At 65.2% G+C, this 26,537-nt stretch carries 22 protein-coding genes; 9 read left to right on the top strand and 13 right to left on the bottom strand.

The genetic code is table 11. The annotated features are described in order from the left end of the window. Window positions 1-13: 13 nt before the first annotated feature. The 6 genes from ACIPZC_RS05255 to ACIPZC_RS05230 form a co-directional block, all read right to left on the bottom strand. The gene (locus ACIPZC_RS05255; RefSeq protein ID WP_400625319.1) at window positions 14-1,489 is read right to left on the bottom strand and encodes a mannitol dehydrogenase family protein; all 1,476 of its coding nucleotides are present in this window, start codon (window positions 1,487-1,489) and stop codon (window positions 14-16) included. Window positions 1,490-1,500: 11 nt separating this feature from the next. Further along, on the bottom strand, window positions 1,501-2,613 hold the full coding sequence (locus tag ACIPZC_RS05250; protein WP_400625317.1) for an ABC transporter ATP-binding protein: 1,113 nt from the start codon (window positions 2,611-2,613) through the stop codon (window positions 1,501-1,503). A gap of 63 nt (window positions 2,614-2,676) precedes the next feature. Next, entirely contained in the window at window positions 2,677-3,510 is an 834-nt protein-coding gene (locus tag ACIPZC_RS05245) for a carbohydrate ABC transporter permease (protein WP_267822878.1), read from the bottom strand. A gap of 10 nt (window positions 3,511-3,520) precedes the next feature. Then, a complete protein-coding gene (locus ACIPZC_RS05240) occupies window positions 3,521-4,444 on the bottom strand; it encodes a carbohydrate ABC transporter permease (protein WP_400625315.1) in 924 nt (307 codons plus the stop codon). Between the two features lie 80 nt (window positions 4,445-4,524). After that, entirely contained in the window at window positions 4,525-5,835 is a 1,311-nt protein-coding gene (locus ACIPZC_RS05235) for an ABC transporter substrate-binding protein (protein WP_400625313.1), read from the bottom strand. A 141-nt stretch (window positions 5,836-5,976) separates the two neighbouring features. Then, window positions 5,977-6,882 (bottom strand): AraC family transcriptional regulator, encoded by a 906-nt coding sequence (locus ACIPZC_RS05230; RefSeq protein ID WP_400625311.1) that lies wholly within the window; start codon window positions 6,880-6,882, stop codon window positions 5,977-5,979. A gap of 122 nt (window positions 6,883-7,004) precedes the next feature. Here ACIPZC_RS05230 and ACIPZC_RS05225 point away from each other — a divergent pair, with 122 nt between their 5' ends. Beyond that, entirely contained in the window at window positions 7,005-7,718 is a 714-nt protein-coding gene (locus ACIPZC_RS05225; protein ID WP_400625309.1) for a GntR family transcriptional regulator, read from the top strand. A 5-nt stretch (window positions 7,719-7,723) separates the two neighbouring features. Here the strand turns inward: ACIPZC_RS05225 and ACIPZC_RS05220 are convergent, their stop codons facing one another. From ACIPZC_RS05220 to ACIPZC_RS05210, 3 genes are all read right to left on the bottom strand, one after another. Continuing rightward, a complete protein-coding gene (locus tag ACIPZC_RS05220; protein WP_400625307.1) occupies window positions 7,724-8,674 on the bottom strand; it encodes a PDR/VanB family oxidoreductase in 951 nt (316 codons plus the stop codon). 12 nt (window positions 8,675-8,686) lie between these two features. Beyond that, complete coding sequence (locus ACIPZC_RS05215; RefSeq protein ID WP_400625305.1) at window positions 8,687-9,745, bottom strand: Rieske 2Fe-2S domain-containing protein; 1,059 nt, start codon at window positions 9,743-9,745, stop codon at window positions 8,687-8,689. A 145-nt stretch (window positions 9,746-9,890) separates the two neighbouring features. Then, window positions 9,891-10,361 carry a MarR family winged helix-turn-helix transcriptional regulator gene (locus ACIPZC_RS05210; RefSeq protein ID WP_241806451.1) on the bottom strand — a complete coding sequence of 157 codons (471 nt, stop codon included), beginning with the start codon at window positions 10,359-10,361 and terminating at the stop codon, window positions 9,891-9,893. Window positions 10,362-10,560: 199 nt separating this feature from the next. Between ACIPZC_RS05210 and ACIPZC_RS05205 the strand changes: the two genes are divergently transcribed. The 5 genes from ACIPZC_RS05205 (at window position 10,561) to ACIPZC_RS05185 (ending at window position 17,867) form a co-directional block, all read left to right on the top strand. Further along, window positions 10,561-11,391: a p-hydroxycinnamoyl CoA hydratase/lyase gene (locus tag ACIPZC_RS05205; protein WP_241806450.1), complete on the top strand. Its 831-nt coding sequence runs from the start codon at window positions 10,561-10,563 to the stop codon at window positions 11,389-11,391. Between the two features lie 75 nt (window positions 11,392-11,466). Next, window positions 11,467-12,915: an aldehyde dehydrogenase gene (locus ACIPZC_RS05200; RefSeq protein WP_400625302.1), complete on the top strand. Its 1,449-nt coding sequence runs from the start codon at window positions 11,467-11,469 to the stop codon at window positions 12,913-12,915. 76 nt (window positions 12,916-12,991) lie between these two features. After that, window positions 12,992-14,875 carry a feruloyl-CoA synthase gene (locus ACIPZC_RS05195; RefSeq protein ID WP_400625300.1) on the top strand — a complete coding sequence of 628 codons (1,884 nt, stop codon included), beginning with the start codon at window positions 12,992-12,994 and terminating at the stop codon, window positions 14,873-14,875. After that, entirely contained in the window at window positions 14,872-16,113 is a 1,242-nt protein-coding gene (locus ACIPZC_RS05190; RefSeq protein ID WP_400625298.1) for a thiolase family protein, read from the top strand. The genes ACIPZC_RS05195 and ACIPZC_RS05190 overlap by 4 nt, the downstream gene beginning before the upstream one ends. A gap of 14 nt (window positions 16,114-16,127) precedes the next feature. Continuing rightward, window positions 16,128-17,867, top strand: a complete 1,740-nt coding sequence (locus ACIPZC_RS05185) for an acyl-CoA dehydrogenase family protein (RefSeq protein ID WP_400625296.1) — start codon at window positions 16,128-16,130, stop codon at window positions 17,865-17,867. On the opposite strand, the gene ACIPZC_RS05180 is transcribed toward ACIPZC_RS05185, so the two are convergent. Together ACIPZC_RS05180 and ACIPZC_RS05175 are read right to left on the bottom strand one after the other, a co-directional pair. Then, window positions 17,848-18,858 (bottom strand): formylglycine-generating enzyme family protein, encoded by a 1,011-nt coding sequence (locus tag ACIPZC_RS05180; RefSeq protein ID WP_400625294.1) that lies wholly within the window; start codon window positions 18,856-18,858, stop codon window positions 17,848-17,850. The two genes, ACIPZC_RS05185 and ACIPZC_RS05180, sit on opposite strands and share 20 nt — an antisense overlap. Continuing rightward, window positions 18,855-20,525: an arylsulfatase gene (locus ACIPZC_RS05175; protein WP_400625292.1), complete on the bottom strand. Its 1,671-nt coding sequence runs from the start codon at window positions 20,523-20,525 to the stop codon at window positions 18,855-18,857. The genes ACIPZC_RS05180 and ACIPZC_RS05175 overlap by 4 nt, the downstream gene beginning before the upstream one ends. Before the next feature lie 251 nt (window positions 20,526-20,776). On the opposite strand from ACIPZC_RS05175, the gene ACIPZC_RS05170 reads away from it, so the two are divergent. Then, a complete protein-coding gene (locus tag ACIPZC_RS05170) occupies window positions 20,777-22,168 on the top strand; it encodes an alginate export family protein (RefSeq protein WP_400625290.1) in 1,392 nt (463 codons plus the stop codon). A gap of 36 nt (window positions 22,169-22,204) precedes the next feature. Then, window positions 22,205-23,410 (top strand): 3-(3-hydroxy-phenyl)propionate transporter MhpT, encoded by a 1,206-nt coding sequence (mhpT, locus tag ACIPZC_RS05165; protein WP_267822908.1) that lies wholly within the window; start codon window positions 22,205-22,207, stop codon window positions 23,408-23,410. An 80-nt stretch (window positions 23,411-23,490) separates the two neighbouring features. Here mhpT and ACIPZC_RS05160 read toward each other — a convergent pair whose 3' ends face one another. Together ACIPZC_RS05160 and ACIPZC_RS05155 are read right to left on the bottom strand one after the other, a co-directional pair. Continuing rightward, entirely contained in the window at window positions 23,491-24,000 is a 510-nt protein-coding gene (locus ACIPZC_RS05160; RefSeq protein ID WP_400625287.1) for a deaminase, read from the bottom strand. A 33-nt stretch (window positions 24,001-24,033) separates the two neighbouring features. Next, window positions 24,034-25,368, bottom strand: coding sequence for a nucleobase:cation symporter-2 family protein (locus tag ACIPZC_RS05155; protein WP_241806440.1), 1,335 nt, complete (start codon window positions 25,366-25,368; stop codon window positions 24,034-24,036). 185 nt (window positions 25,369-25,553) lie between these two features. Here ACIPZC_RS05155 and ACIPZC_RS05150 point away from each other — a divergent pair, with 185 nt between their 5' ends. After that, window positions 25,554-26,468, top strand: a complete 915-nt coding sequence (locus ACIPZC_RS05150) for a LysR family transcriptional regulator (protein ID WP_400625285.1) — start codon at window positions 25,554-25,556, stop codon at window positions 26,466-26,468. The last annotated feature ends 69 nt before the right edge of the window (window positions 26,469-26,537 follow it).

Genomic DNA, 26,537 nt, shown 5'->3' with positions numbered 1-26,537 from the left:
CGCGCGCTCCGGGTCAGTCGCCAAGCACGTGGCGCAGCGTTTCGCTCACGCCAACCTCACACAGGCTGTCATACAGGCGCTCGAAAGCGCTGACGAAGGCACCGGAGGCGGGGATGACCGTGCCAAATATGGTCTCGTCGCCCAGCAGCCGGGCAGCCAGCCCGTCACGCTGCACCACCCGTGCCTGGCACTGGGCCGCGCGCGGGTCGGGGATGGCATAGGTGCTGCCCTGTTCGTCTACCCCGCCCAGGTACAAGGCCCAGGCCGCCACCACCAGGGCCACGCGGTCCAGTGGCTGGCCCTGGGCAATCAGCTGGTTGGCGGTGGGGACGATGTACTTGGGAAACTTCGATGAGCCGTCCGAGCACACCCGCTCCAGTTGATCGGCGATGGCGCGGTTGGCAAAGCGCTCGGTGAGGCTGTCCTTGTAGCGTTCCAGGTCGATGCCGGGCGCCGGGGCAAGCTGCGGGGTCACGTCCAGGTCCATGAACGTGCGCATGTAGCGGTGCAGCAGTGGGTCGGCAAGGGTTTCATGGACCAGGCGATAGCCCTGCAGGAAGCCCAGGTAGGTCAATGCCAGGTGGCTGCCGTTGAGCAGCTTGATCTTCATTTCTTCATAGGGGGTGACGTCGTTGGTGAACTGCACGCCGACCTTTTCCCAGGCCGGGCGCCCGGCGACGAATGTGTCTTCCACCACCCACTGCAGGAACGGCTCGCACACCACCGGCCAGGCATCCTCGACGCCGTGGCGCTCGAACAGTTGTTGGCGGTGGTCGCCGCTGGTCATTGGCGTGATGCGGTCGACCATGGCATTGGGGAAGCTCACGTTCTCGCCTATCCAGCGGGCCAGGTCCGGGTCGAGCAACTGGGCAAAGGCCAGCAGCGCCTTGCGCGCGACCGCGCCATTGTGTGGAAGGTTGTCGCAGGACATCACCGTGAACGGCCCCACGCCGGCCTCGCGCCTCCGCCGCAAGGCTTCGCAGAGAAAGCCGAAGACGCCTTGCGGCGCCTGCGGGTTGGCCAGGTCGTGCTGGACCTGCGCCAGCTCGGCGCGAAACTCCCCGGTGCTGTCGTCGATGCAGTAGCCGCCTTCGGTGATGGTCAGCGAGACGATGCGGATGCCGGGCTCGGCCAGTTTGGCCAGCAGCGCCTGGGCGTCGTCCTCGGCCAGAAGCATGTCATTGAGGGCACCGATCACCCGCACTTCGGTGTCAGGTTGGTCGTCCAGCACGAACAGGGTGTACAGGTAGCCCTGCGCCGCCAGAGCGTCGCGCATGGCGCGGTCTTCGCTGCGCAGGCCGGCGCCGCAGATGGCCCAGTCCAGCCCTTCGCCGCGGTTCATCAGGGCGTCGGTGTAGGCCGCCTGGTGGGCGCGGTGGAACCCACCTACGCCAATGTGCACGATGCCCTGGCGCAGTTGCGAGGGCGCGTAGGAAGGGAGGGCGACCGTAGGCGCCAGCAGGTCGAGGTGGTGCGGGTCGAGTTTCATCGCGTGTGTCCTCAGGCCGCGTGCTGCAGGCGTTTGTCCAGGGCTTGGCCGTTGCTGTCGAACAGGTGGCAGTGGCCCGGGTCGAAGGTCAGGCCCAGGGGCGCGCCGAAGGCCGGCGCAAAGTCGCCGCGCACCCGTACGGTGAGCATTTCCCCGGAGCCGGCACGTACATGGCAGTAGCTGTCGCTGCCCAGGCGTTCACTGACGTCGGCGGTCACCTGCAGTGAGCCGGGTGTGTCGTGCCCAGTGCTGGCGATGTTCAGGTGCTCGGGGCGGATGCCCAGCGTCACGGGGCTGCCAGTGGGCAGGGCGTCTGCGCTCAGTGCCAGGCTGACACGGGCGCCGCACTCAAGGGTGACCTCGCATTGTGTGCCCTGGCTGTGGCTCAGGTGGCCGCGCAAAAAGCCCATTTTCGGGGTGCCGAGAAAACCTGCGACGAACAGGTTGGCCGGGTGGTGGTACAGCTCCAGCGGTGAGCCGACCTGCTCGATGCGCCCGCCGTTGAGCACCACCACCTTGTCGGCCAGGGTCATAGCCTCGACCTGGTCGTGGGTCACGTAGATCATGGTCGCGGCCAGCTCCTGGTGCAGGCGCGCAAGCTCCAGCCGCATCTGCACGCGCAGGGCGGCGTCGAGGTTCGACAGCGGCTCGTCGAACAGGAAAATCTTCGGGTTGCGCACGATCGCCCGGCCGATCGCCACCCGCTGGCGCTGGCCACCCGACAGTTGCCGCGGCTTGCGTTCGAGCAACGGTTGCAGTTCGAGGATGCGCGCGGCGTTGTCGACTTTGGCCTGCACGTCACGCTTGTCCACGCCGGCCAGGTCCAAGGCGAACGACAGGTTCTTGCGAACGGTCATGTGCGGGTAAAGCGCGTAGGTCTGGAACACCATGGCCAGGTCACGTTTGGCCGGGGCGGTGTCAGTGATGTCGACGCCGTCCAGGGTGATATGGCCGCCGCTGACCTCCTCAAGCCCGGCGATCAGCCGCAGCAGGGTCGACTTGCCACACCCGGACGGGCCGACGAAGACCACGAACTCACGGTCGCGCACCTCCAGGTCGATGCCCTTGATGATGGCGTGGCCATCGAAGCCTTTGTGCAGGTTGCGGATCTTCAGGTCAGCCATGGCGAATGTCCTCTGCGGCGGCCGGCAATGGGGTTGATCGAGCAGGTGTCGCGGGGAGCTGGGTCATTTGACGGCCCCGAACGACAGGCCACGCACCAGCTGCTTTTGGCTGATCCAGCCGAAAATCAGGATGGGCGCGCAGGCCAGGGTAGAGACGGCCGAGAGCTTGGCCCAGAACAGCCCTTCGGGGCTTGAGTAGGAGGCCACCAGCGCGGTCAGTGGCGCGGCGGCCGAAGAGGTCAGGTTGAGCGACCAGAACGCCTCGTTCCAGCACAGGATCAACGACAGCAGCACGGTCGAGGCAAGCCCGCCGCGGGCGATCGGCAGCAGCACGCGGACGATTTCCTGCCAGGTGCCGGCACCGTCCAGGCGCGCGGCTTCAAGGATGTCCACCGGGATGTCCTTGAAGTAGGTGTACACCATCCACACCACGATCGGCAGGTTGATCAGGGTGTAGACGATGATCAGCGCCAGGCGCGAGTCGAGCAGGCCGAACTGCTTGGCCAGCAGGTAGATGGGCATCAGCACACCCACCGGCGGCAGCATCTTGGTCGACAGCATCCACAGCAGCGTGCGCTTGGTGTGGCGGGTTTCGAAAAAGGCCATGGAGTAGGCCGCCGGCACTGCGATAAGCATGCACAGCGCGGTGGCCGAGAAAGCGATCAGCACCGAATTCCAGGCGTAGGCGAAATAGTCGCTGCGGTCGTTGATGTGCAGGTAGTTTTCCAGCGTTGGCGCGAAGATGAACTGCGGCGGGGTGGCGAAGGCATCGAGCTCAGTCTTGAAGCTGGTCAGCAGCATCCAGAAGATCGGGAAGAAGATCGTCAGGGCGATGCCCCAGCACAGCAGGCCAATCAATGCGTCGCGCAGGCGGCGGGTTTGCTTGAGTGACAGCATGGCGGGCTCCTCAGCGGCGCTCGGTCAGGTTCTTGCCGATCATCCGTACCAGCACGATGGCGGCGATGTTGGCGATCAACACGGCGATCAGCCCGCCCGCCGAGGCCATGCCCACGTCGAACTGCAGCAGCGCCTGGTTGTAGATCAGGTAGGCGAGGTTGGTCGACTCATAGCCCGGGCCGCCGCTGGTGGTGGTGAAGATTTCGGCGAACACCGACAGCAGGAAGATGGTCTCGATCATCACCACCACGGCGATCGGGCGGGCCAGATGCGGCAGGGTCAGGTGCCAGAAGATCGCCAGCGGCCCGGCGCCGTCCAGGCGTGCGGCTTCTTTCTGTTCCTGGTCCTGCGACTGCATGGCGGTCATCAGGATCAGGATGGCGAACGGCAGCCACTGCCAGGAGACGATCAGGATGATCGACAGCAGCGGGTAGTGCGCCAGCCAGTCCACCGGCTGCGCGCCGAACAGCCGCCACACGGCGGCGAGGATGCCTGACACCGGGTGGAATATCAGGTTCTTCCACAGCAGCGCGCTGACGGTGGGCATGATGAAGAACGGTGAAATCAGCAGCACCCGCACCACGCCGCGGCCCCAGAACTCGCCGGCCTCCAGCAGCGCCGCGATGAGCACGCCAAACACCACGCTGATCGCCAGCACGCTGCCGACCAGAGTCAGGGTGTTGAGGGCGCCGGGCATGAAGCCTGGGTCGGTGACGAAGTACGCGAAGTTCTCCAGGCCGACGTACGCATTTTCGCCCGGGTACAGCAGGTTGTAGCGGATCAGGGAAAAATACAGGGTCATGCCCAAGGGCACGACCATCCACAACAGCAGCAGCGCCACTGAAGGGCTGACCAGGAACCAGCCCGGCCCGACGCGGCGTTTACCGGGGCGTGGGGTGGCGAGGGTCGAGGTATCGAGGGCCGAAGTGTCCATGGCGACTCCGTGTGCAGCGACAAGGGCGGACGGCAGCCATCCGCGCGCCAGGCGTTGGCGCGCAGATGGCCACGGCTGGGCTACTTGGGATAACCGGCGCGCTTCATCTCGCGTTCGGTGGACTGCTGTGCGGCGGCAAGCACTTGGTCGACCTTCATCTGCCCGGTCAGGGCGGCGGAGAACAGCTTGCCGACCTGCGTACCAATGGCCTGGAACTCAGGGATGGTCACCAACTGAATACCCACGTACGGCACGGGCTTGAGCGTGGGGTGGTTGGGGTCGACGCGCTTGAGCGACTCCAGCGTCACCTTGGCGAACGGCGCAGCGGCCAGGTAGGCGTCGCTGTAGGTCGAGGCGCGGGTGCCTGGTGGTACGTTGGCCACGCCTTCCTTGTCGGCCACCAGCTTGCCGTAGGCTTCGGACGTGGCCCAGGTGCTGAAGGCCTTCGCCGCCTCCTTGGCTTTGGAGCTGCTTGGGATGGCCAGCGCCCAGGCATACAGCCACGAGGCGCCCTTGTCGGTGACCTCCTTTGGCGCAAAGGTGAAGCCGACCTGGTCGGCGACCTTGCTCTGGGTCTTGTCGGTGACGAACGAGCCGGCAACGCTGGCATCGACCCACATCGCGCACTTGCCGCTGTTGAACAGCGCCAGGTTTTCGTTGAAACCGTTGCTCGACGCGCCAGGCGGGCCGTACTGCTTCAAGGTATCGACGTAGAAGTTCAGCGCGTTCTTCCACGCGCTGCCGGTGAATTCCGGCTGCCACTGTTCGTTGAACCAACGTGCGCCAAAGGCATTGGCCACGGTGCCGATCAGCGCCATGTTCTCGCCCCAGCCGGCCTTGCCGCGCAGGCAGATGCCGTACTGGCCCTGGTCGGGGTGGTGGAGTTTGGCGGCGAACTCACCCAGCTGGGTCCAGGTTGGTTGCTCGGGCATGCTCAGCCCTGCGTTCTGGAACAGGTCCTTGCGGTAGTAGGTGATCGAGGCTTCGGCGTAGAAGGGCAGGGCATACAGCGTACCGTTGGCCGACAAGCCATTGCGCACGGACGGGAACACGTCGTCGAGGTTGTAATCGGCCGGCAGGTCCTGCATCGGCTCCAGCCAGCCTTTGGCGCCCCACAGCGCCGCTTCATACATGCCGATGGTCAGTACGTCGAACTGCCCGCCCTGGGTGGCGATGTCGGTAGTCAGGCGCTGGCGCAGCACGTTTTCTTCAAGCACGACCCACTTGAGGCTGATGTCCGGGTGCTGTTCTTCGAACACCTTGGCCAGGCGCTGCATGCGGATCATGTCGTTGTTGTTGACCGTGGCGATGGTCAGTGTTTCGGCGCCCTGGGCCAATAGCGGCAGGCTGAGGCAGGCAGCGGCCAGGCAGGCCTTGATCGCGTCGTTCATCTATGAACTCCCTTACCGGGCCGGCTGACGGCACGGAAGACATTATTATTTTTGTGTCGCTGGCGCTGATTACACCCCCGTGTGGCGTTGGCGACAAAGCGTGGACTGCACGCCGGCTGATACTTTTTTGCAGTGGTTCGCTCAGTGACGGTTCTGCTCGGTCAGCCGCTGGGTCACCAGGCAGCGGTAGTCGGAGGGGGTCATGCCTTTGAGCTGTTGAAAGCGCCGGTTGAAATTGGACAGGTTGCTGAAGCCTGATTCGAAGCACACCTCGGTCACCGGCAGGTCGCTTTTGGCCAGTAATTCGCAGGCCTTGCTGACCCGCAGGCGGTTGACGAACTCGACAAAACCGCGCCCGGCCGCCTGTTTGAAAAAGCGTGAGAAGTAGGTGGGGGTCATGCCCAGATGCTCGGCCACTTCGTTCTGGGTCAAGTCCTGAGCGTAGTGCTGGAAGATGTAGTCCACCGCCCGGTTGATGCGCTCGACGTTGTGCTCGTCAGCCAGGTGCGAGGAGGTGACCGTGGACAATAACTGGTAGTCCTCGCAGCCGGCGAGCTGTTCCATGAGGATAAAAAAGTATCCAAGGCGGGTCATGCCCCGGCTGTCCGCGATGCGTTGCAACAGCCTGCGGCTCTCGGCGATCAGCGCCGGGTCACGGAACTCGATGCCGTAGTGCGCGCGGGCCAGCAACGGGCTGAGTTGGTGCAGTTCAGAAAACACCCGGCTGCCGCTGTGCAGCACCTCGTCGGTGAAGTTGACCAGCATGTCGCGCTGGCTGAACACCTCGTCGGGGCCGGCCTGGCTGATCCAGTTGTGCGGCAGGTTGGGGCCTGTGAGGAACAGCGTGTTCGGCCCGAAGCTGCCGATGTAGTCGCCGATGAACACTTTGCCGGCGCTGGCCACGATCAGGTGCAGTTCGTATTCCTTGTGGAAATGCCAGCGCACCAGCGGGCTGGGGAAGCCATGCTGGCGGTAGATCAGTGAGTCGCCCTCGTGGTCGTCCATCAACTCGTAGGACGGGTCGGTGACTTTGCTCGTTCTGGGCATGGCGCTGATGGGCTCCGGAGGACGAAGGGGCATCGTAGCCTGAACAGGGCAGGTGTTACAGGCCGCCAAGCGCGCCCGCGCTTGCGGTAAGATGCGCGCTTCTGTCTCTGGAACCTCCCTGGATGAGCAAGCCCGGTCAAATGGTGCTGATCGCGTTGCGCAAGATGATCGCTTCGGGCGAACTGGCGGCTGGCGCGCGGCTGATGGAAGTGCCCACCGCCGAACGGTTCGGCGTCTCACGCATGCCCGTACGCATGGCATTCCGAACCCTGGAGCAGGAGGGCCTGCTGGTGCGTTGCGGCGGCCGGGGCTTCCAGGTGCGTTCGGTCAGCGCCGAGGACATCGCCGGTGCCGTGGAGGTGCGCGGTGTCCTCGAAGGCCTGGCGGCCCGCCAGGCGGCTGAGCGTGGCTTGCTGCCAGCGGCGCGCGAGGCGTTGCAGCGCTGCCTGGTCGAAGGCGACCTGTTGTTCGACAAGGGGTATGTGAGCGAAGAGGACTTGCACGCCTATCACGACCTGAACATGCGCTTTCACCAGGTGATCGTCGAGGCGAGCCACAACCCGGCCATCGCCGATGCCCTGGCGCGCAACGATCACCTGCCGTTCGCTTCGGTCACCGCGCTGGCGGTGGACCGTCACGACCTTGCCCGTGAATACCGGCGCTTCAACTTCGCGCACATGCAGCACCATGCGGTGTTCGACGCGCTCATCCACGGCCAGGGGGCCCGCGCCGAGGCGATCATGCGCGAGCATGCCAATGCCACGCTGCGCTATGCCGAAACCTTTGGCGGGGCCACGGCGGACGAGGGCATGAAAGTGATCCTGCCCTCGTCCTGAGCCGTTTACAGGTCCAGTACCAGCAGGGGGGTCTTCGCCCGCGAACAGCACGGTGTGAACTGATCGTTCAGCGCCTGTTCCTGTTCCGTGAGGAACAGGTCGCGGTGCTCTGGCGTGCCCTGCAGCACACGGGTCAGGCAGGTGCCGCAAATGCCTTGTTCACAGGAAACGGCGATCTCGATGCCGTGGCGTTCCAGCACCTGCACCACACTTTGGTCGGCCGGCACCTCGAACACCTGGCCGGTGCTGCCTAGCTGCACCGAGAAGCTGCCGTCGTCGCTGTTTTCAACCGGTGCTGCGGCGAAGTATTCGCGGTGCAGGTTGGCCTGCTGCCAGCCCAGCTGCCGGGCGGTGTCCAGCACGTGCTGCATGAAGCCGCCCGGGCCGCACACGTAAAGGTGCACATCATCCTGCGCGGTGCCCAGCACCTGGGCGATATCCAGGGCGGTCTCCGGCTGCTCGTCAAAATGCACGAACAGGCGGTCAGCGAACGGTGCGGCGCGCAGGCGCTCGACGAAGGCCGCGCGTTGGCTGGAGCGGGCGCAGTAGTGCAGCTCGAAATCGTCGCCGTTGCAGGCCAGCTGCTCAGCCATGCACAGCAGCGGCGTGATGCCAATGCCGCCGGCGAACAGCACGCTGCGCCGGGCGCCCTGGGCCAGCGGGAACAGGTTGCGCGGGGCGCTGATGCGCAGGCAGTGGCCGGCCTGCACCTGCTCGTGAAGGCTACGTGAGCCGCCGCGTGAGGCGGGGTCGTTGAGCACACCGATCAGGTAGCGGTGGCGTTCGGCGGGGTGGTTGCACAGCGAATACTGGCGCACCCGCCCATCCGGCAGGTGCACATCGATGTGCGCGCCGGCGCTGAAGGGCGGCAATGGGCTGCCATCGGCGGCTGCCAGCTCGAAGCTGCAGATGCCTTGGGCTTCGTTGTTGCGGGATACCACTACGGCATCGATCATGGCGCGGGCTCCTCAGGCGTGGGTGGCGATCACGTGCGGTTGCGGCGCGTGCTCTTTGCCGATCAGCCGCTCCAGCACCTTGCGTGCCTGTACGCCGCCGGCGTCGATGTTGAGTTTGAGCAGGTTGCGCTCGGGGTAGGCGAGCAGGTTCTGCTGCTGGCGTTCGAGCATGTCCAGGTCTTCGCTGAAGATCTTGCCCTGGCCTTCTCGGATGCTCTCGGTCAGGGCCTGATCGTGGGCGGCAAAATTGCGCGCCATGCCCCAGAAGTACCAGATCGACGTGTCGCTCTCGGGGGTGATGAAATCGACCACGATGCTCGAGGCCTTGTGCTCGACCGGGGCGTGGTAGCCGCCGTGGCCGGCATGCGCCACACCCACTTCGATCAGTACATGGCTGGGCGGTGTGAAGCGGCAGATCTGCCAGCGGTCCACCGGCACGTCGTCGGCCAGGCCATTGCCGCGCAGGGCCATGCGCCAGAAGGGCGGGGGCATGATGTTTTCCATGTGCCGGGCCGTGACCACTTCGTCGCCGCTCACCGTGGTGACCGGGGGCGCCTCGTCGATTTCCTTCTGGCCGATGCTGGAGGCGTGCACATAGGTTTCGTGGGTGAGGTCCATCAGGTTGTCGATCATCAGGCGGTAATCGCAGCCGATGTGGAACAACCCGCCGCCATAGGCCCACTCATCGCTGGCCGCCCAGGGCAGCTGCGGGATCAGGGCGGGGTCCGCCTGGGCCTGGTCACCCGGCCAGACCCAGATGAAGCCATGGCGCTCGACCACGGCAAAAGCCTTGATGCAGGGGAAGCCCCGCACCCGTTGGCCCGGCATGTCGACGGTCTTGCCATCACAGCCCATCACCAGCCCGTGATAGCCGCACACCAGGTTGCCGTTTTCGACAAAACCCAGCGACAACGGCGCGCCGCGGTGGGGGCAAAAGTCTTCGACGGCCGCTACGCGGTTTTCGCTGGGGCGGTAGAACACGATCTTTTCCCCGCAAATCTGCCGGCCCAAGGGCTTCTCGGCGATTTCGTCAGGGGTGCAGGCGACATACCAGGCGTTTTTCGGGTACATGAAGGACCTCCGATTGTTGTTATTTAATGGATCCATTAATACCCGAGCTGAAAAGCTGGTCAATGGCAAATCCCAACAAAAATTGGAGGTTGTGCGATTATCGTACGGTTAATGGATCCATTAGGCTGTTTTCGGATGAACCAACCTAGTCCTTGTAGATTTTCGTCAGCAGCCGCAGCAGTTGTGCGCGCTCATCCTCGTCAAGGCTGGCAGTAGCCTCCCGGTCGCTGTCGCTGGCGATCTGCTTGAGCTGCTTGAGCATCGCTTCACCCGACTTGCTCAAGAAAATCCCGTAGGAGCGCTTGTCTGGCTTGCAGCGTACTCGCACGGCCAGCGCACGCTCTTCCAGTTTGTTCAGCAGCGGCACCACTTGCGGCGGCTCGATCGCCAGGGCACGCGCCAGGTCCGCCTGCATCAAGCCTGGGTTCTGCTCGATGATCGCCAACGCAGAGAACTGCGCCGGGCGCAGGTCGTAGGCCGACAACCGGCCGATCAGGTGCTGGAACAGCTTCAGTTGGGCGCGGCGCAACGCATAGCCGAGCAGGTCTTCGAGGACCGTATCGTCAGGCGGCGTGGGCAGGGAAGCGGTGTCGTCGGTTCGGGCAGACCTTGCCATCGGGTTGCATGCTCCTGGTTCATGAGTAAGAAAGTTACCCAGTTTGCCTGCGCCGGCACGATCCGGCTAGGGGAGCTCAGGCCAAAAAGCCTCTCAACCGGCTGGAAGGCAAAGATAATTTCCATAATAGTTAATTGACATAACTAATTGGCCGGATTAGCTTGATGGTCACCACCCCGAACAACAAGAGTGCAGAACCATGAGCAAATACGAAGGCCGCTGGACCACCGTGAAGGTCGAACTGGAGTCGGGCATCGCCTGGGTAACCCTCAACCGCCCGGAAAAGCGCAATGCCATGAGCCCCACCCTGAACCGGGAAATGGTCGACGTGCTGGAAACCTTGGAGCAGGACGCCGAGGCCGGCGTGCTGGTGCTGACCGGGGCAGGTGAGTCGTGGACGGCGGGCATGGACCTCAAGGAATACTTCCGCGAAGTCGACGCCGGCCCTGAAATCCTTCAGGAAAAAATCCGCCGTGAAGCCTCGCAATGGCAGTGGAAGCTGCTGCGCATGTACGCCAAGCCGACCATCGCCATGGTCAACGGCTGGTGCTTCGGTGGCGGCTTCAGCCCACTGGTGGCGTGCGACCTGGCGATCTGCGCCAACGAGGCCACCTTCGGCCTGTCGGAAATCAACTGGGGCATCCCGCCTGGCAACCTGGTGAGCAAGGCGATGGCCGATACCGTTGGCCATCGTCAGTCGCTGTATTACATCATGACCGGCAAGACCTTCGGCGGTGCCAAAGCCGCCGAGATGGGCCTGGTCAACGAGAGCGTGCCGTTGGCCCAGCTGCGCGAGACGACCCGCGAGCTGGCGCTGAACCTGCTGGAGAAAAACCCGGTGGTGCTGCGTGCCGCCAAGAACGGCTTCAAGCGCTGCCGCGAACTGACCTGGGAGCAGAACGAAGACTACCTCTACGCCAAGCTCGACCAGTCCCGGCTGCTGGACACCGAGGGCGGTCGCGAGCAGGGCATGAAGCAGTTCCTCGATGACAAGTCCATCAAGCCGGGCCTGCAGGCTTACAAACGCTGAGGGCCAGCGCGGGCTGTGCCGCCCCTGGCCACAGCCTGCGGATATTTCTCTATAACCACAACAAGAGGAATGAGCATGTTGCAGGTGCCTTTGCTGATTGGCGGGCAGTCGCGCCCCGCCAGTGATGGACGAACCTTCCAGCGCTGCAACCCGGTCACCGGTGAGGTGGTGTCGCAAGCCGCTGCCGCCACCCTGGCCGACGCCGATGCGGCGGTGGCCGCGGCCAGCGCAGCGTTCCCGGCCTGGGCCGCGCTGGCGCCCGGTGAACGGCGCAGCCGCTTGCTGGCCGGCGCCGACCTGTTGCAGGCGCGGGCTGCCGAGTTCATCGCCGCCGCCGGCGAAACCGGGGCCATGGCCAACTGGTATGGCTTCAACGTGAAGCTGGCCGCCAACATGCTGCGCGAAGCCGCGGCCATGACCACGCAGATTACCGGTGAGGTCATCCCTTCGGACGTGCCTGGCAGCTTCGCCATGGCCTTGCGCGCACCGTGCGGTGTGGTGCTGGGCATCGCGCCGTGGAATGCCCCGGTGATCCTCGCCACGCGGGCCATCGCCATGCCGCTTGCCTGTGGCAACACCGTGGTGCTCAAGGCCTCCGAGGTCAGCCCGGCGGTGCACCGGTTGATCGGCCAGGTGCTCCACGATGCCGGCTTGGGCGAGGGTGTGGTCAATGTGATCAGCAATGACCCGGCCGATGCGCCTGCCATCGTCGAGCGGCTGATCGCCAACCCAGCGGTGCGCCGCGTCAATTTCACCGGGTCCACCCAGGTGGGGCGTATCGTCGGCGAGCTGGCTGCCCGGCACCTGAAACCTGCCTTGCTCGAACTGGGCGGCAAGGCGCCGCTGCTGGTGCTCGACGATGCCGACCTGGACGCCGCCGTAGCCGCCGCAGCGTTCGGGGCGTACTTCAACCAAGGCCAGATCTGCATGTCCACCGAGCGCCTGGTGGTCGACGACCGCATCGCCGACACGTTCGTCGACAAGCTGGCGGCCAAGGTCGCCGGGCTGCGCGCTGGCGACCCGCAGGCCAGCACCTCGGTGCTCGGTTCGCTGGTCAGCGGTGCGGCCGGCGAGCGCATCAAGGCGCTGATCGACGATGCCGTGGCCAAGGGCGCACGCCTGGTATGCGGCGGCCAGCTGGACGGCAGCATCCTGCAACCCACCTTGTTGGACAACGTCGACGCCAGCATGCGCCTGTATCACGAAGAGTCCTTCGGGCCGGTCGCGGTGGTGCTGCGCGCGCAGGGCGATGAAGCCTTGTTGACGCTGGCCAACGACTCGGAATTCGGCCTGTCGTCAGCCATCTTCAGCCGCGACACCAGCCGTGCGTTGGCCTTGGCCCAGCGTGTGGAGTCGGGTATCTGCCATATCAACGGCCCGACCGTGCATGACGAAGCGCAGATGCCCTTCGGTGGGGTCAAGGCCAGCGGCTACGGCAGCTTCGGCAGCCGCACCGCCATCGATCAATTCACCCAGCTGCGCTGGGTCACCCTCCAGCACGGACCCAGGCATTACCCCATCTAGGCAACGCGCATCATTGGCCGTCGTCCGTACCGTCGGGCGGCGGCAGGCTGTACAACAATAACAAGGAGCAACCTGCGTGAATAACCAAGCCCGCACAGGGTCGCGCGACCCTGGCCAAAGCCCGCGCTACCGGCAGGTGTCCATCGGGCATCCCCAGGTGCAGTTCAGCGAGGCCGACGGCATATTGCGCATGCAAGCCGTCGAGCCCCTGGCGCCGCTGCCGGCGCGCCTGCTCGACCGGCTGCTGCACTGGGCCGTACAGCGCCCGGACACTACCTTCATTGCCGCGCGGCAGCCCGATGGGGCCTGGCGCGCGATCACCTACGCGCAAATGCTCGTGCAGGTCCGTACCATCGCCGCCAACCTGCTGGGCTTTGGCCTGAGCGCCGAGCGGCCGCTGGCGCTTTTTTCCGGCAACGATATCGAGCACCTGCAGATCGCCTTGGGCGCCATGTATGCCGGCATCCCGTATTGCCCGGTGTCGCCGGCCTACGCACTGTTGTCCCAGGACTTCGCCAAGTTGCGCCATGTGTGTGAGGTACTGACCCCAGGGCTGGTGTTCACCACCGACACCCAACCGTTCCAGCGGGCCTTCGATGCCGTCCTGGATGCCTCGGTGGCGGTGGTGAGCGTGCATGGCCAGGCCCCGGGCCGTCGGCACCTGAGCTTCGACAGCCTGCTGCAGCCGTGCGACCTTGCGCCCGCCGACGCCGCGTTTGCCGCCACCGGGCCCGACACTATCGCCAAGTTTCTCTTCACCTCTGGCTCCACCAAGCTGCCCAAGGCGGTGGTCACCACCCAACGCATGCTGTGCGCCAACCAGCAGATGCTGTTGCAGACCTTCCCGGTGTTCGCCGAAGAGCCGCCGGTGCTGGTGGACTGGCTGCCGTGGAACCACACCTTCGGTGGCAGCCACAACCTGGGCATCGTGCTGTACAACGGCGGCAGCTTCTACCTGGATGCCGGCAAGCCCACCCCGCAAGGCTTCGGCGAAACCTTGCGCAACCTGCGCGAAATTTCCCCCACCGCCTACCTGACCGTGCCCAAGGGCTGGGAAGAGCTGGTCAAGGCGCTGGAGCAGGACGCGCAGTTACGCGAGGTGTTCTTTGCCCGCATGAAGCTGTTTTTCTTCGCTGCCGCCGGGCTTTCGCAAAGCGTGTGGGACCGCCTGGACCGCATCGCCGAGCAGCACTGTGGCGAGCGCATCCGCATGATGGCTGGCCTGGGCATGACCGAGGCGGCGCCGTCCTGCACCTTCACTACCGGGCCTTTGTCCCTGGCCGGCTACGTGGGCTTGCCTGCCCCGGGTTGCGAAGTGAAGCTGGTGCCGTTGGACGGCAAGCTGGAGGCGCGCTTTCGCGGCCCGCACATCATGCCCGGCTATTGGCGCTCGCCGCAGCAAACGGCCGAGGCGTTCGATGATGAAGGCTTTTACTGCTCGGGCGATGCCTTGAAGCTCGCCGATGCGCAGCAGCCCGAGCAGGGCCTGATGTTCGATGGGCGTATTGCCGAAGACTTCAAGTTGTCGTCCGGCGTGTTCGTCAGCGTCGGCCCGCTGCGTAACCGTGCGGTGCTCGAAGGCTCGCCCTATGTGCAGGACATCGTGGTGGCCGCGCCGGACCGCGAATGCCTGGGCATCCTGGTGTTCCCGCGTTTGCCCGAATGCCGGCAATTGGCCGGGCTATCGGCCGAAGCCAGCGATGCCGACGTGCTCGGCAGCGACGCGGTGCGCAGCTGGTTCGCCGCTTGGCTGCAGCGCCTGAACCGTGACGCCCAGGGCAACGCCAGCCGCATCGAATGGTTGTCACTGCTGGTAGAGCCGCCGTCGATCGACGCCGGGGAAATCACCGACAAAGGTTCGATCAACCAGCGCGCGGTGTTGCAGCGCCGGGCTGACAAGGTAGCGGCGCTGTACCGTGGCGAAGACCCGACCGTGCTGCCCGCGCAGGTGCGCCCGTGAGCAGTGCCGGGCTGTGCATGGCGTTCGACGATGTGGCCATCGTGGAGATGGTACGTACGCCGTGGGTCGACCTTGGCGGTGCACTCGCCGCGGTTTCCCCGATCGACTTGGGCATCAAGGCCGGGCGGGCGGTGCTGGCACGGGCCGGTATCGCCCCACAGGCGGTGGACAGCGTGCTGGCCGGCAGCATGGCCCAGGCCAGTTTCGATGCGTACCTGCTGCCGCGCCATATCGGGCTGTACTGCGGGGTGCCACAGGCCGTACCCGCACTGGCAGTGCAGCGTATCTGCGGTACCGGCCTGGAGCTGTTGCGTCAGGCCGGGGAACAGTTGCGCAGTGGCGTGCAGCAGGTATTGTGCGTGGGCGCCGAGTCGATGTCGCGCAACCCGATCGCGGCTTATGAACACCGTGGCGGCTTTCGCCTCGGCGCGCCGGTTGGGTTCAAGGACTTTCTCTGGGAGGCGTTGTACGACCCGGCTGCCGGAGTGGACATGATCGGTACCGCAGAAAACCTGGCACGCGCGCATGGCCTTGGCCGCGAGGCGGTGGATGCCTGGGCGCTGCGCAGCCATCAGCGTGCGCTGCAGGCTCAGCAGCAGGGCTGGTTCGATGAGGAAATCGTCGAGGTCACGGCAGAGGCTTTCAGCGCTGAAGGCTGCCTGCCGCGCGGCATCGAACTGCCACGCGGGGTGGCCCATGTCAGCCACGACAGCCACCCGCGGCCTACCGATGCCCCAGCGCTGGCCCGCTTGCGTGCGGTGCACGCTGGTGGGGTGCAAACCGCGGGCAACAGTTGTGCGGTGGTCGATGGCGCGGCGGCAGCGTTGGTGAGGCGTTTTTCCACGTGCACCCAGCCACCGTTGGCCCGCCTGCTGATGGCCACCGCCGTGGGTGTGCCCCCCAGCACCATGGGCATCGGGCCGGCCCCGGCGATTGCCCTGCTGCTCGAACGCAGTGGCCTGCGCCTGGAGCAGGTCGACCGCTTCGAAATCAACGAAGCGCAAGCCGCCCAGGTACTGGCGGTGGCCCAGGCCCTGCAACTGGATGAGGAAAAGCTCAACGTCCATGGCGGGGCCATCGCCCTGGGCCACCCCTTGGCCGCCACTGGCTTGCGCCTGGTGCATACCCTGGCCCGCCAACTGCGCCAGGGCAACCTGCGTTATGGCATCGCTGCGGCCTGCATCGGCGGCGGCCAGGGCATGGCGGTGCTGATCGAAAACCCCCACTTCGCGGCTTGAAACCGAGGACTCCCATGGCCTGGAAGGCTCCCCTGCAAGACATGCAATTCGTGCTTGAGCATTGGCTCAGAGCCGACCAGGCCTGGCAGCACCTGCCGGCCTACGCCGACGTCGACCTGGAACTGGCCCTGCAGGTGCTGCAGGAGGCCGCCCGTTTCAGCGAACAGGTTCTGGCGCCGCTGAATGCTTCCGGCGACCGCCAGGGCTGCCGGCTGGAGCAGGGCAGGGTGCGCACGCCGGACGGCTTTGCCGCAGCCTATCGGGCCTACGTGGACGGCGGCTGGCCGGCGCTGGCCTGCGAGCCCCGGTTCGGCGGCCAGGGCTTGCCATTGGTACTGGATGCGGCCGTTCAGGAAATGCTCTTTGCCAGCAACCATGGCTGGGCCATGTACACCGGCATCGCCCATGGCGCCTACCGGTGCCTGAAGGCCCATGGCAGTGCCCAATTGCAGGCGCGTTACCTGCCTGGCATCGTCAGCGGCGCTAGCCTGCCGACCATGTGCCTGACCGAGCCACAGGCCGGCAGTGACCTTGCCTTGCTGCGCTGCCGTGCCGAACCGCTGGGCGATGGCAGCTACGCCGTTACCGGCAACAAGCTGTTCATTTCCGGCGGCGACCACGACCTGACCCGCGACATCCTGCACCTGGTGCTGGCGCGTTTGCCCGACGCCCCGGCAGGCAGCCGCGGGCTGTCATTGCTGCTGGTACCCAACGGCCTGGAAGGTGGTGTGGGCAATGGGGTGCAGTGCGATGGCCTGGAGCACAAGCTGGGCATTCGCGCTAGCGCCACCTGTGCGCTGCGCTTCGAGGGGGCCAGAGGCTGGCTGGTAGGGCAGGCCCACGGTGGCCTGGCGGCCATGTTCGTGATGATGAATTCGGCCAGGCTGCATGTTGGCCTGCAAGGGTTGGGGCACGCCGAAGCGGCCTGGCAACTGGCCCGTGACTACGCCCGGGAGCGTCGCCAGATGCGCGCCCCCGGGCATTGGCCGGGCGCTGCTGCCGACCCCATCCACCTGCACCCTGCCATGCGCCTTGCGCTGCTGGAGTTGCGGGTGCGTAGCGAAGGCATGCGCACTTTGGGCTACTGGACGGCGCACTGGCTGGATGTGGCCGACGCCTCTGCCGACCCTGCGCTGCGCGCTAAAGCGGCGACGCTGGCGGCGTTGCTGACGCCCATCGTCAAGGCAGCGTTCACCGACTACGGTTTCAGCCTGTCGAGCAAAGCGCTGCAGGTGTTTGGCGGTTACGGCTACACCTGCGAGTTCGCCATCGAGCAGGTGCTGCGCGACAGCCGGATTGCGATGATCTACGAAGGCACCAACGAAATTCAGGCCAACGATCTGTTGTTGCGCAAAGTGCTGGGCGATGGCGGTGAAGGTTTCGCGCTGCTGCTGGGCGAGCTGCGCGCGGAGGCTGTTGCTGCCCCGGGCGCGGCGGCCGAGGCACTCGGCGTGATCTGCGACCGGTTGCAAGGGCTGGTTGCCACGCTTGAGCGCAGTGCGGCGCACAACGTGGAATACCCCTATCGCGCGGCGGGGGCCTTCCTGCAGGTGTGCGCCACGGCGCTGCAGGCCTTTGCCTGGGCCCGCACCGTTCGCTGCCTCGACGCGTTGCCGGCCGAGGCGCCGCTACGGCGTGAGAAGCATGAAAGCGCCACCTTCTTTTGCAGCTACCTGCTGCCTGACTTCGACCGGCAAGTGGCCGCTGTCGAGGCGGCCGCCTGCCCATTGCCTTTCATTGCCGAACCGTTCTGAACCCCACGTGCGAAGTCGCGATAAAGACCGGCTGGGGCTGGCGCGCCGAGGGCCGGTAACGCATGCACAGGTCCGCTGAACACAGGTGCGATCCGCCTTTGATCACCACCACCGGTACGCCGGGTTCGGCCGGGTCGTAGCTTTCGCTCAAGGCGGGGCCGGGCGGGTCGAGGGCCGCGTCGCGTCGCGCATCGTGGCCCGGGCGGTAACCGGTGCGGGTCAGCTCCCAGACATTGCCCCCTGCATCGAACACACCAAACCGGTTGGCCGGGAAGCAGCCCACCGGTGAAGTACCGCTGAAGCCGTCGGCGGCCGTGTTGTTGTAGGGGAACTGGCCCTGCCAGGTGTTGGCCATCAGCTTGCCCTTGGGCAGTTCAGTCTTGCCCCAACTGAAGTCGGCATCGTCCAGCCCGCCACGCATGGCGTATTCCAGTTGCGCTTCGCTGGGCAGTGCACGGCCCGCCCAGCGCGCGTAGGCCTGGGCATCTTCCAGTGTCACTTGCACCACCGGGTGGTTTTCCAGCCCTGCCAGGTCACTGCCAGGGCCTTTCGGGTGTCGCCAGCTGGCCCCCGGCACGAACTGCCAGCCGGGAGCGAGCACCTTCGGCCCTTGCTGGAACACCATAGCGCCCGGCACGCGCAGCGTGTCGGGCAGGGTGGGGTCCGCCTCGGCGCTGATGCCCCGTTCGGCCTGGGTACGGTAGCCGGTAACGGCCACGAACCGGGCGAACTGGGCGTTTGTGACCGGGTGCCTGTCGACCCAGAAGCCCGACACCTTCGCCGCATGTGGCGGGCCTTCTTCATCGTAGAAGCGGTCGGAGCCGAAGGTGAAGGCGCCCCCCGGCAAGTGCACCATGCCATCTTGCCTGCCGGGTAAGCCGCTATAGCCATCGCACAGCAGTACCGGCGCCGGGGCGTGTGGCCAGGCGCCGTAGGCCACGGCGAGCAAGCCAGCGGCGAGCAGCGCGCAGCCGGCTACCCGGGCCATCATGGTTTGCTGGCCAGGGGCATGGCGGGGCTTGCGGGGCGCCCGTCAGCGTCGATGGCGATGTTGCTGCGCTGGGCATAGGCCTTCCAGTCGCGCAGCAGGTCGCTCACCTGCCGGGGGTGTGCAGCAGCGATGTCATGGTGTTCGCCGGGGTCTTTGCTCAGGTCGTACAGGTGCCAGGCCGGGGCGCTGTCGGTGGCGTCCCACAGCAGTTTCATCGGCCCCTTGCGCAGCGAGGCGCTGCCGTTGATTTCCCAGCCCAGCGCTTCGTCATGGGCGTGAATCCGCGTGTCCTTGCCTTGCAGGTAGTCCAGCGCCGAGGTGCCCTGCGGCGGCACGATGGCCCGGTCGCGGTAGCTGATGCCGGGCATCGGCGCGCCGGCCAGTTGCAGCAGGGTCGGCATGATGTCCCTGACACTGGCCATCTCATCGCTGCGTCCGGCCTTGATGCTGGCCGGGTGGTAAACGAAGGCAGGCACGCGGATGCCGCCCTGGTAGGTGGTCATCTTGTAGCGGCGGCTGGGCAGGGCACTGACTTGCGCCCAGGCCGAGCCGATCATCAGGAACGAATCACGCCGGCCGTAGTTGGCCAGGCGGTTGTCGAAGTGTTCCTTGATCCAGTTGGGGTCGACGCGGGTGGCATTTTCCGGCCCGTTGTCGGACATGAACAGTACCAGTGTGTTGTCCAGCTCGCCGGTTTGGCGCAGGTGATCGACCAGGCGCCCGACCTCGGCATCCAGGGCTGCCACCATGGCCGCGTACACCTCCATGGTGCGCGCCGATTGCCGTTGTTGCTGTTCGCTCAGCGTGGCCCAGCCCGGTACACCTTCCAGTTGCGGCTGGAGGGGGAAGTCTGCGGGCACCAGCCCGGCCTTGCGCTGGCGCGCCAGGCGCTCGCGGGCAATCACCTCATAGCCCTGGTCGTAGCGGCCGCGGTATTGCGCCAGGTATTTATCCGGTGCCTGCAAGGGCCAGTGCGGCGCGGTGTAGGCGGCAAAGGCAAAGAAGGGTTTGTTACTGGCTTTGCCATCGTCGATGGCGGCGATGAGGCGGTCGGTGAACCAGGTGGTGGAGTAGAAGTCGTCAGGCAGTTCGATGGGGTCGCCATTGTGGCGGAACGTGGAACTGTAGTTGGGCTGCAGCGCCATGTTGGCCTGCTTGAAATGCGCGGCGCCGCCTTCGAGCAGTACGTAGGCCTGGTCGAAGCCGCGGTTCTGGGGCTGCTGCGCAGGTTGCATGCCCAGGTGCCATTTGCCGGAGATGTAGGTGCGATAGCCAGCATCGTGCAGCAGTTCTGCCAGGGTCGCGACATTGCTGCCCAGTACCCCTTCGTAACCGGCGCGCACCGCAACGCCGGCCGGCAAGCGCTTGCGTGCTTCGGCCATCATGCCCAGCCCTGCCAGGTGCGGGTCGTTGCCAGACATCAGCATGGCGCGGGTAGGGGAGCAGCTTGGCGCCGCGTGGAAGTCCAGCATCAGGCGGCCGTCGGTCAGCAACTTGTCCAGGTTGGGCGTCTGGATTTCGCTGCCCAGGGCCGACAGGTCAGAGAAGCCGAGGTCATCGGCAACAATCAGCAGAATGTTTGGTTGTTTAACGGTTGGCGTGGCCATGGCCTGGCTGGTGCCAAGCATGAGCAGGCCGAGAGCGGCAAGGGATTTGAGGCAGTTCATCAGAGTGCTCTTTTTGTTTTTTGTTGGGGGGGCGTGGCGGCGTGCCCGCAAGGTAGAGAGCCCGCAGCACTCATGTTAACGGCCATAACGGCGGCTGCGCAGGCGCCCTGGAAAAAAGCGTTCGATAAACGAACGCTGGATTTGGCCAATGTCAGGTAGTTTGCATCCCCCTATTGACGGCAAGATGGTTAACAAAAATAATCGTTAACAGAGTTATCCAATTTCATAAAAACAAGTAAAGGGAAATTCTGATGACCAGGCCGTTGAACCGGTGGTGGGTGCCCGTTGTACTGCTTTCCATAGGCCAATGCGTGCAGGCGGCCAGTCCGCTTGAACAGAGCCGGCCAGGCCGGCCCGGTGCGCCTCGCTGGGTCGAGGACTATCGCTTCCTGGATGCCCCGGCCAAGGCCAGCGACCCATTCGATGGGGTGCGCTACCATCGCTTGTCCGAGTCGGCCTGGCTGCAGCTGGGGGCCGAAGCCCGTTACCGGGCCGATGTATTCAACAAGCCATTTTTCGGCTTGCGCGGGTTGAACGACGACTCCTACCTGATGCAGCGCTTGCAGGCGCACGCCGACCTGCATCTGTTCGATGATGCTGTGCGCACGTTCGTCCAGGTGGAGAACACCCGGGCTTTCGGCAAGGACCTGTACTCCCCCAACGATGAAAGCCGCAATGAAGTGCGCCAGGCCTTCGTCGACTTCAATCATGACGTTGCCCAAGGGCGCTATACCACCCGCATTGGCCGCCAGGAGATGGGGCTTGGCGACCAGGCGTGGGTCACCTACCGGGACTCACCCAACATCCGCCTGAGCTTCGATGGCGTGCGTGCCAGCCTCAACCTCAAGGACGGCCGCAAGCTCGATGCCTTCGCGTTTCGGCCGCTCAAGACCGGCGAGGACAGCTGGGACGACGGCAGCAACAATGCGGTGAAGTTCTATGGCCTGTACAGCACCTTGCCGCTGACGCCAGCCTGGAACATCGACCTGTTCGCCTTCGGCCTGGAAACCGATGACCGCAGCCTGGCGGGTGAAGCGGGCGATGAGCAACGCTATACCTTCGGCACGCGGCTGTTCGGCCGCCAGCAGGCCCTGGACTGGAGCTGGAACCTGGCCGGGCAGACCGGCCACCTGGGCAATGCCTCGATCCGTGCCTGGGCACTGTCCAGCGATACCGGCTACACCTTCGCGCACCCCTGGCAGCCGCGGTTGGGCATGCGCATCGACGCCGCCAGCGGTGACCGCGAACTGGGCGATGGCAAGGTCAACACCTTCGACCCGCTGTTCCCGCGCAATGGCGTTTATGGCGAGGCCAGCCTGACCACCTTGAGCAACATCATCGTGGTCGGGCCGACGTTGGGCTTTTCACCCTGGCGTACCTTGCGCTTCGAGCCGGGCGTCTTCGAGGTGTGGAAGCAGCGTGCAGAAGACGGTGTGTACATGCCTGGCATGAGCATGCTGGCCAACACCCGGGGCACCGGGCGCCATGTGGGCACCATCTACCGCGCCAACACCCGTTGGTTGGCGACACCCAATCTGACCCTGGACGTCGACCTGAAGTACTACGACGTCAGTTCCGCCATCAAGGACGCCGGTGGGGAAGATTCTTCGTTCATCTCGTTACGTGCCACGTTCAGGCTTTGATCCCAACCCAACGCATAACAACAAAAGGGCCTACCCATGCGTGATTCATCCTCGTCCTCAAGCAAGCCGGTGCTTACCATCGGCCTGTGTTTTCTCGTGGCACTGCTCGAAGGCCTCGACCTTCAGGCGACCGGCATCGCCGCACCGCACATGGCCAAGGCGTTCGCGCTGACCCCGGCGATGCTTGGCTGGGTGTTCAGCGCAGGGCTGCTGGGGTTGTTGCCCGGCGCCTTCATCGGGGGTTGGCTCGCCGACCGGCTGGGCCGCAAGAACATCCTGATCGTGGCGGTGCTGCTGTTCGGTGGTTTTTCGCTCGGTACTGCCTTGGCCGACAGCTACGCCTCACTGCTGGTCGCACGGCTGATGACGGGGCTGGGGCTGGGGGCGGCGTTGCCCATCCTCATTGCCCTGGCCAGTGAGGCGGCGCCCGAGCAATTGCGCAGCACCGCGGTGAGCATCACGTATTGTGGCGTGCCCCTGGGCGGCGCCATCGCTTCGATCATCGGCATGGCGCCGTTGGGCGAAGACTGGCGGGTAGTGTTCTATGTGGGCGGTATCGCGCCGATCGTCATCGCCCTGGTGCTGGTGGTATGGCTGAAAGAGTCCCAGGCGTTTCGGGCGCAAACCGGTGAAAAGATTGCCGGCCAAGGCATGCTGGCCCAGCTGTTCGGGCCTGGGCATGCAAGCCGCACCTTGCTGCTGTGGGTGGCGTGCTTCTTTACCCTTACCGTGTTGTACATGCTGCTCAACTGGTTGCCGTCGTTGCTGATCGGGCAAGGTTTCAGCCGCCCGCAGGCTGGCATGGTACAGATCCTGTTCAACCTCGGCGGTGCGGCGGGCTCGTTCCTCACTGGGCGGATGATGGACAAGGGCCATGCCCGGCGCGCAGTGTTCATCGCGTACATCGGCATGCTGGCAGCGCTGGCGGGGCTTGGCCTGTCGACGAGCTTTGCGTTCATGCTGGTGGCCGGTTTCGTTGCCGGGTATTGCGCCATCGGCGGCCAACTGGTGCTGTACGCACTGGCGCCGACCCTGTATTCGACTCAGGTTCGGGCCACGGGGGTGGGGGCTTCGGTAGCCATCGGGCGTTTGGGTTCGATGGCCGGGCCGTTGGCGGCGGGGCAGATTCTGGCCGCCGGTACGGGGGTGGGTGGGCTGCTGCTGGCAGCCTCACCGGGCCTGGTGGTGGCTGCTGTGGCGGCACGCGCATTGCTGGCCAGGCGTAACCGCCAACCGCAGTGAGCCGGCCCGCAGCCGGTTCAAGCTGCCAGGCAGCTCGGTGAGCCTGCCTGGCGCTTCTTGGGCTCAGTCAGTGCCCATGCTCATTTCCAGAACCCTTTGTGCGCCGCAGCGGCTTCGTCCTCCAACAGCGGGCCGTGCACGACGATCTCACGCTGGCCGCGGGCGAACACCTCGCGGCATGGCAAGGAAAACGTCGGGTTTTCCGGGTGGTCCCCGGTCAGTTCGAGCAGCGTATGTTCCGACAGCGCATACACCACCCGGCCGATACCGGTCCAGTACACGGCACCGGCGCACATGCAGCAGGGTTCAGCGCTGGTGTAGAGCGTGCAGCTGGCCAGTGCTTCGGCTGGCAGGGCTTTGGCAGCCAGGGCTGCGGCGACCAGTTCGGCGTGTTGGGTGGGGTCGCCTTCGGGCGGCATGGAGTTGTTGCCAGCGCTGGCGATCACTCGGCCTTGGGCATCGGCGACAATGGCCGCAAAGGGGTGACGACCGCGTGCTTTGGCCTGCTCTGCCAGGCGCATCGACTGGCGTAGCAGGTCCAGGTCGAGGGCGGACAGGTCGGCGGCGGCAGGGGTGTGGAGAGTGGTCATGGTTGCTCCTGGGATCGGCAGGGGTAAAAGGGCTCACTTGGCTACGCTGGCATCGGCGCGGTCCGGGTCAGTGGTCTTGGTGTTGTTGAGCAGCAGATTGAGCGTGATCGCCGTGATCGCGCCGAGGAAAATACCGCTCTCCAGCACCAGCTTGAGCGGGCCGCTCAGGTGCTGGAACAGCCCGGGGAAGGACATTGGCAATACGCCGATGCTGATCGAAACGGCAACGATGATGCCGTTGCGGGTGCCTTCGAACGGTACGCGGGAGAGCGCCTGGATCCCGGCCACCGTGGTCATGCCGAACATGACGATGGCGCAGCCGCCCAGCACCGGCGTGGGCACGGCAGCGATCAGCGCGCCCAGTTTCGGAAACAACCCCATCAGCACCATGATTGCGCCGGCGGCGGCCACCACAAAGCGGCTCTTGACGTTGGAAAGCGCGATCAACCCGGTGTTCTGGGTGAAGGCGTTGTACGGGAAACTGTTGAACAGCCCGCCGAGCATCGTCGATAGCCCGTCTGCGCGGAAAGCGTCGCCCAGTGTGGTGGCGTCTGTGGGCTTGCCGACCAGTTTGCCGATGGCCAGGCAGTTGCCGGTGGTTTCGGCCATGATCACCAGCATCGCCAGCACCATGATGAGGATTGGCGTGGTGGAGAACTGTGGCGCACCGAAGGCCATGGGCGGGCTCAGCTCGAACCACGCGGCCTGGCTGACCTTGCCGAAGTGCGTCATGCCGAAGGCTGCGGCCAACAGGCTGCCGCCCAGCAGGCCGAGCAGCACGCTGAGGTTGCCGATAAAGCCCGAAAAGCGCGCATGAATCAGCAGCGTGATGGCCACCGTCGCGATGCCCAGCAACAGGTTGGCGGGGGCGCCGAAGTCCGCCGCGCCCGGGTCGCCGCCCCCCAGCCAGATGGCCGCTGCAGGCATCAGCGAAATACCGATGATGGTGATCAGGCTGCCGATCACCACCGGCGGGAAGAAGCGCAGCAGCCGGCTGAACAGCGGCGCGAGGGCGATGGTGATAGCGCCGGCGGCAATCACCGCACCAAACACCTCCTGCAGGCCGAACTGCTTGCCGATCATGATCATCGGTGCCAGCGCGATGAACGAGCAGCCCTGGATCAACGGCAGGCGCGCCCCGAAGCGCCAGAAACCGAGGGTCTGGATGAGTGTGGCGATACCCGAGGTGAACAGGTTGGCGTTGATCAGCGTCACCACCTGCGCCTGGGTCAGGCCCAGTGCGCTGCCGAGGATGAGCGGCACCGCGACCGCGCCGGCATACATCACCAGTACGTGCTGCAGGCCAAAGGTGAACAGTTGGCGCAGCGGTAATACTTCGTCTACAGCGTGGACCTTGCATGGGCTCATGGCGTGAATCTCCTGAAGGTGCGGCTCTTTTCGTTGTTATCGGCGCCTGGAGTGACACGCAGCGCAGGGTTTGAACAGGGCAGCTGCAAGCGTGGTCGAGGCTGATGATCCGGCGAAACAAACGATGGAACAAATGAGTAACCATCGTTAGCATCGATGGATCATGGGGTAGGCAGGGGGTGGAGATGCGTTTTTCGCTGGAGCAATTGCAGGTGTTCGTTGCCGCGGTACAAGCGGGCTCGTTTTCGGCAGCGGCGCGGCGCCTGGGGCGTACGCAGTCCACCGTCAGCGCTGCAATCGCCAACCTGGAAACCGACCTGGGCGTGGCGCTTTTCGACCGTAGCAGCCGCATACCGGCACTGACCGCCGCCGGGCATAAACTGCTGCTGCGAGCCGAGGGCATCCTTGAGCGTTGCTACGCCCTGGAGGGCAGCGCCGACAACCTGGCCCAGCAGGCCGAGCCTGCGCTCACGCTCGCCATCGAGGTGCCGTATGGGTCACTGATCCCGGTGTTCAAAGCGTTCGACCAGGCCTTTCCCTTCGTCGACTTGCTGATTCGTCACCCGGTGCACGGCGATGTCAGCGAGATGGTGCATAAAGGTGAGGCAGACCTGGGCATCGCCTTTTCCCAGCCGGGCTACCCGCCTGCGTTGGCCTTCCAGCAGCTGGGCAAATTGATCATGGCGCATGTCTGCCACGCCACCCACTCGCTGGCGCAACTGCAAACCTGCACCTTCGCCGACTTGCACGCCCACCGCCGGCTGGCCTTCTTCGCCCACGCACAAAAGCTGCCCAGCAGCGAATACCTGCGTACTGCGCAGCTCTGGCAGGCTGAGAGCTACCTGGCGTTGGTGGAGATGGTGCGCGGTGGCCTGGGGTGGGCGACCCTGCCACGGCAGCTGGTGCAGCGGGAGCTGGACGCCGGGGAGTTGATCGAGCTGCAACTGCAGGCCTATCCGCACACCGACTGGCTGGTCGGCGTGGACCTGCTGTGGCATCAGCAGCACCGGCCGGGCAAGGCTGCCCTGTGGTTGCGCGATTGCCTGCAGCGTACCAAGGTGTTCGAGCTGGACCGGCGCGGCATGCCTACCACGTTGTAGGTGGCATGTGCTGAGCCTGCCAGGTGCGCTGGCCTTGCCACCCGGGGTGAATCCACGAGGTGGTAAGCG

The organism is Pseudomonas sp. NPDC089743 (assembly GCF_044748785.1).
Classification (GTDB): domain Bacteria; phylum Pseudomonadota; class Gammaproteobacteria; order Pseudomonadales; family Pseudomonadaceae; genus Aquipseudomonas; species Aquipseudomonas putida_X.
This window is presented reverse-complemented; position numbering and strand designations above follow the sequence as displayed.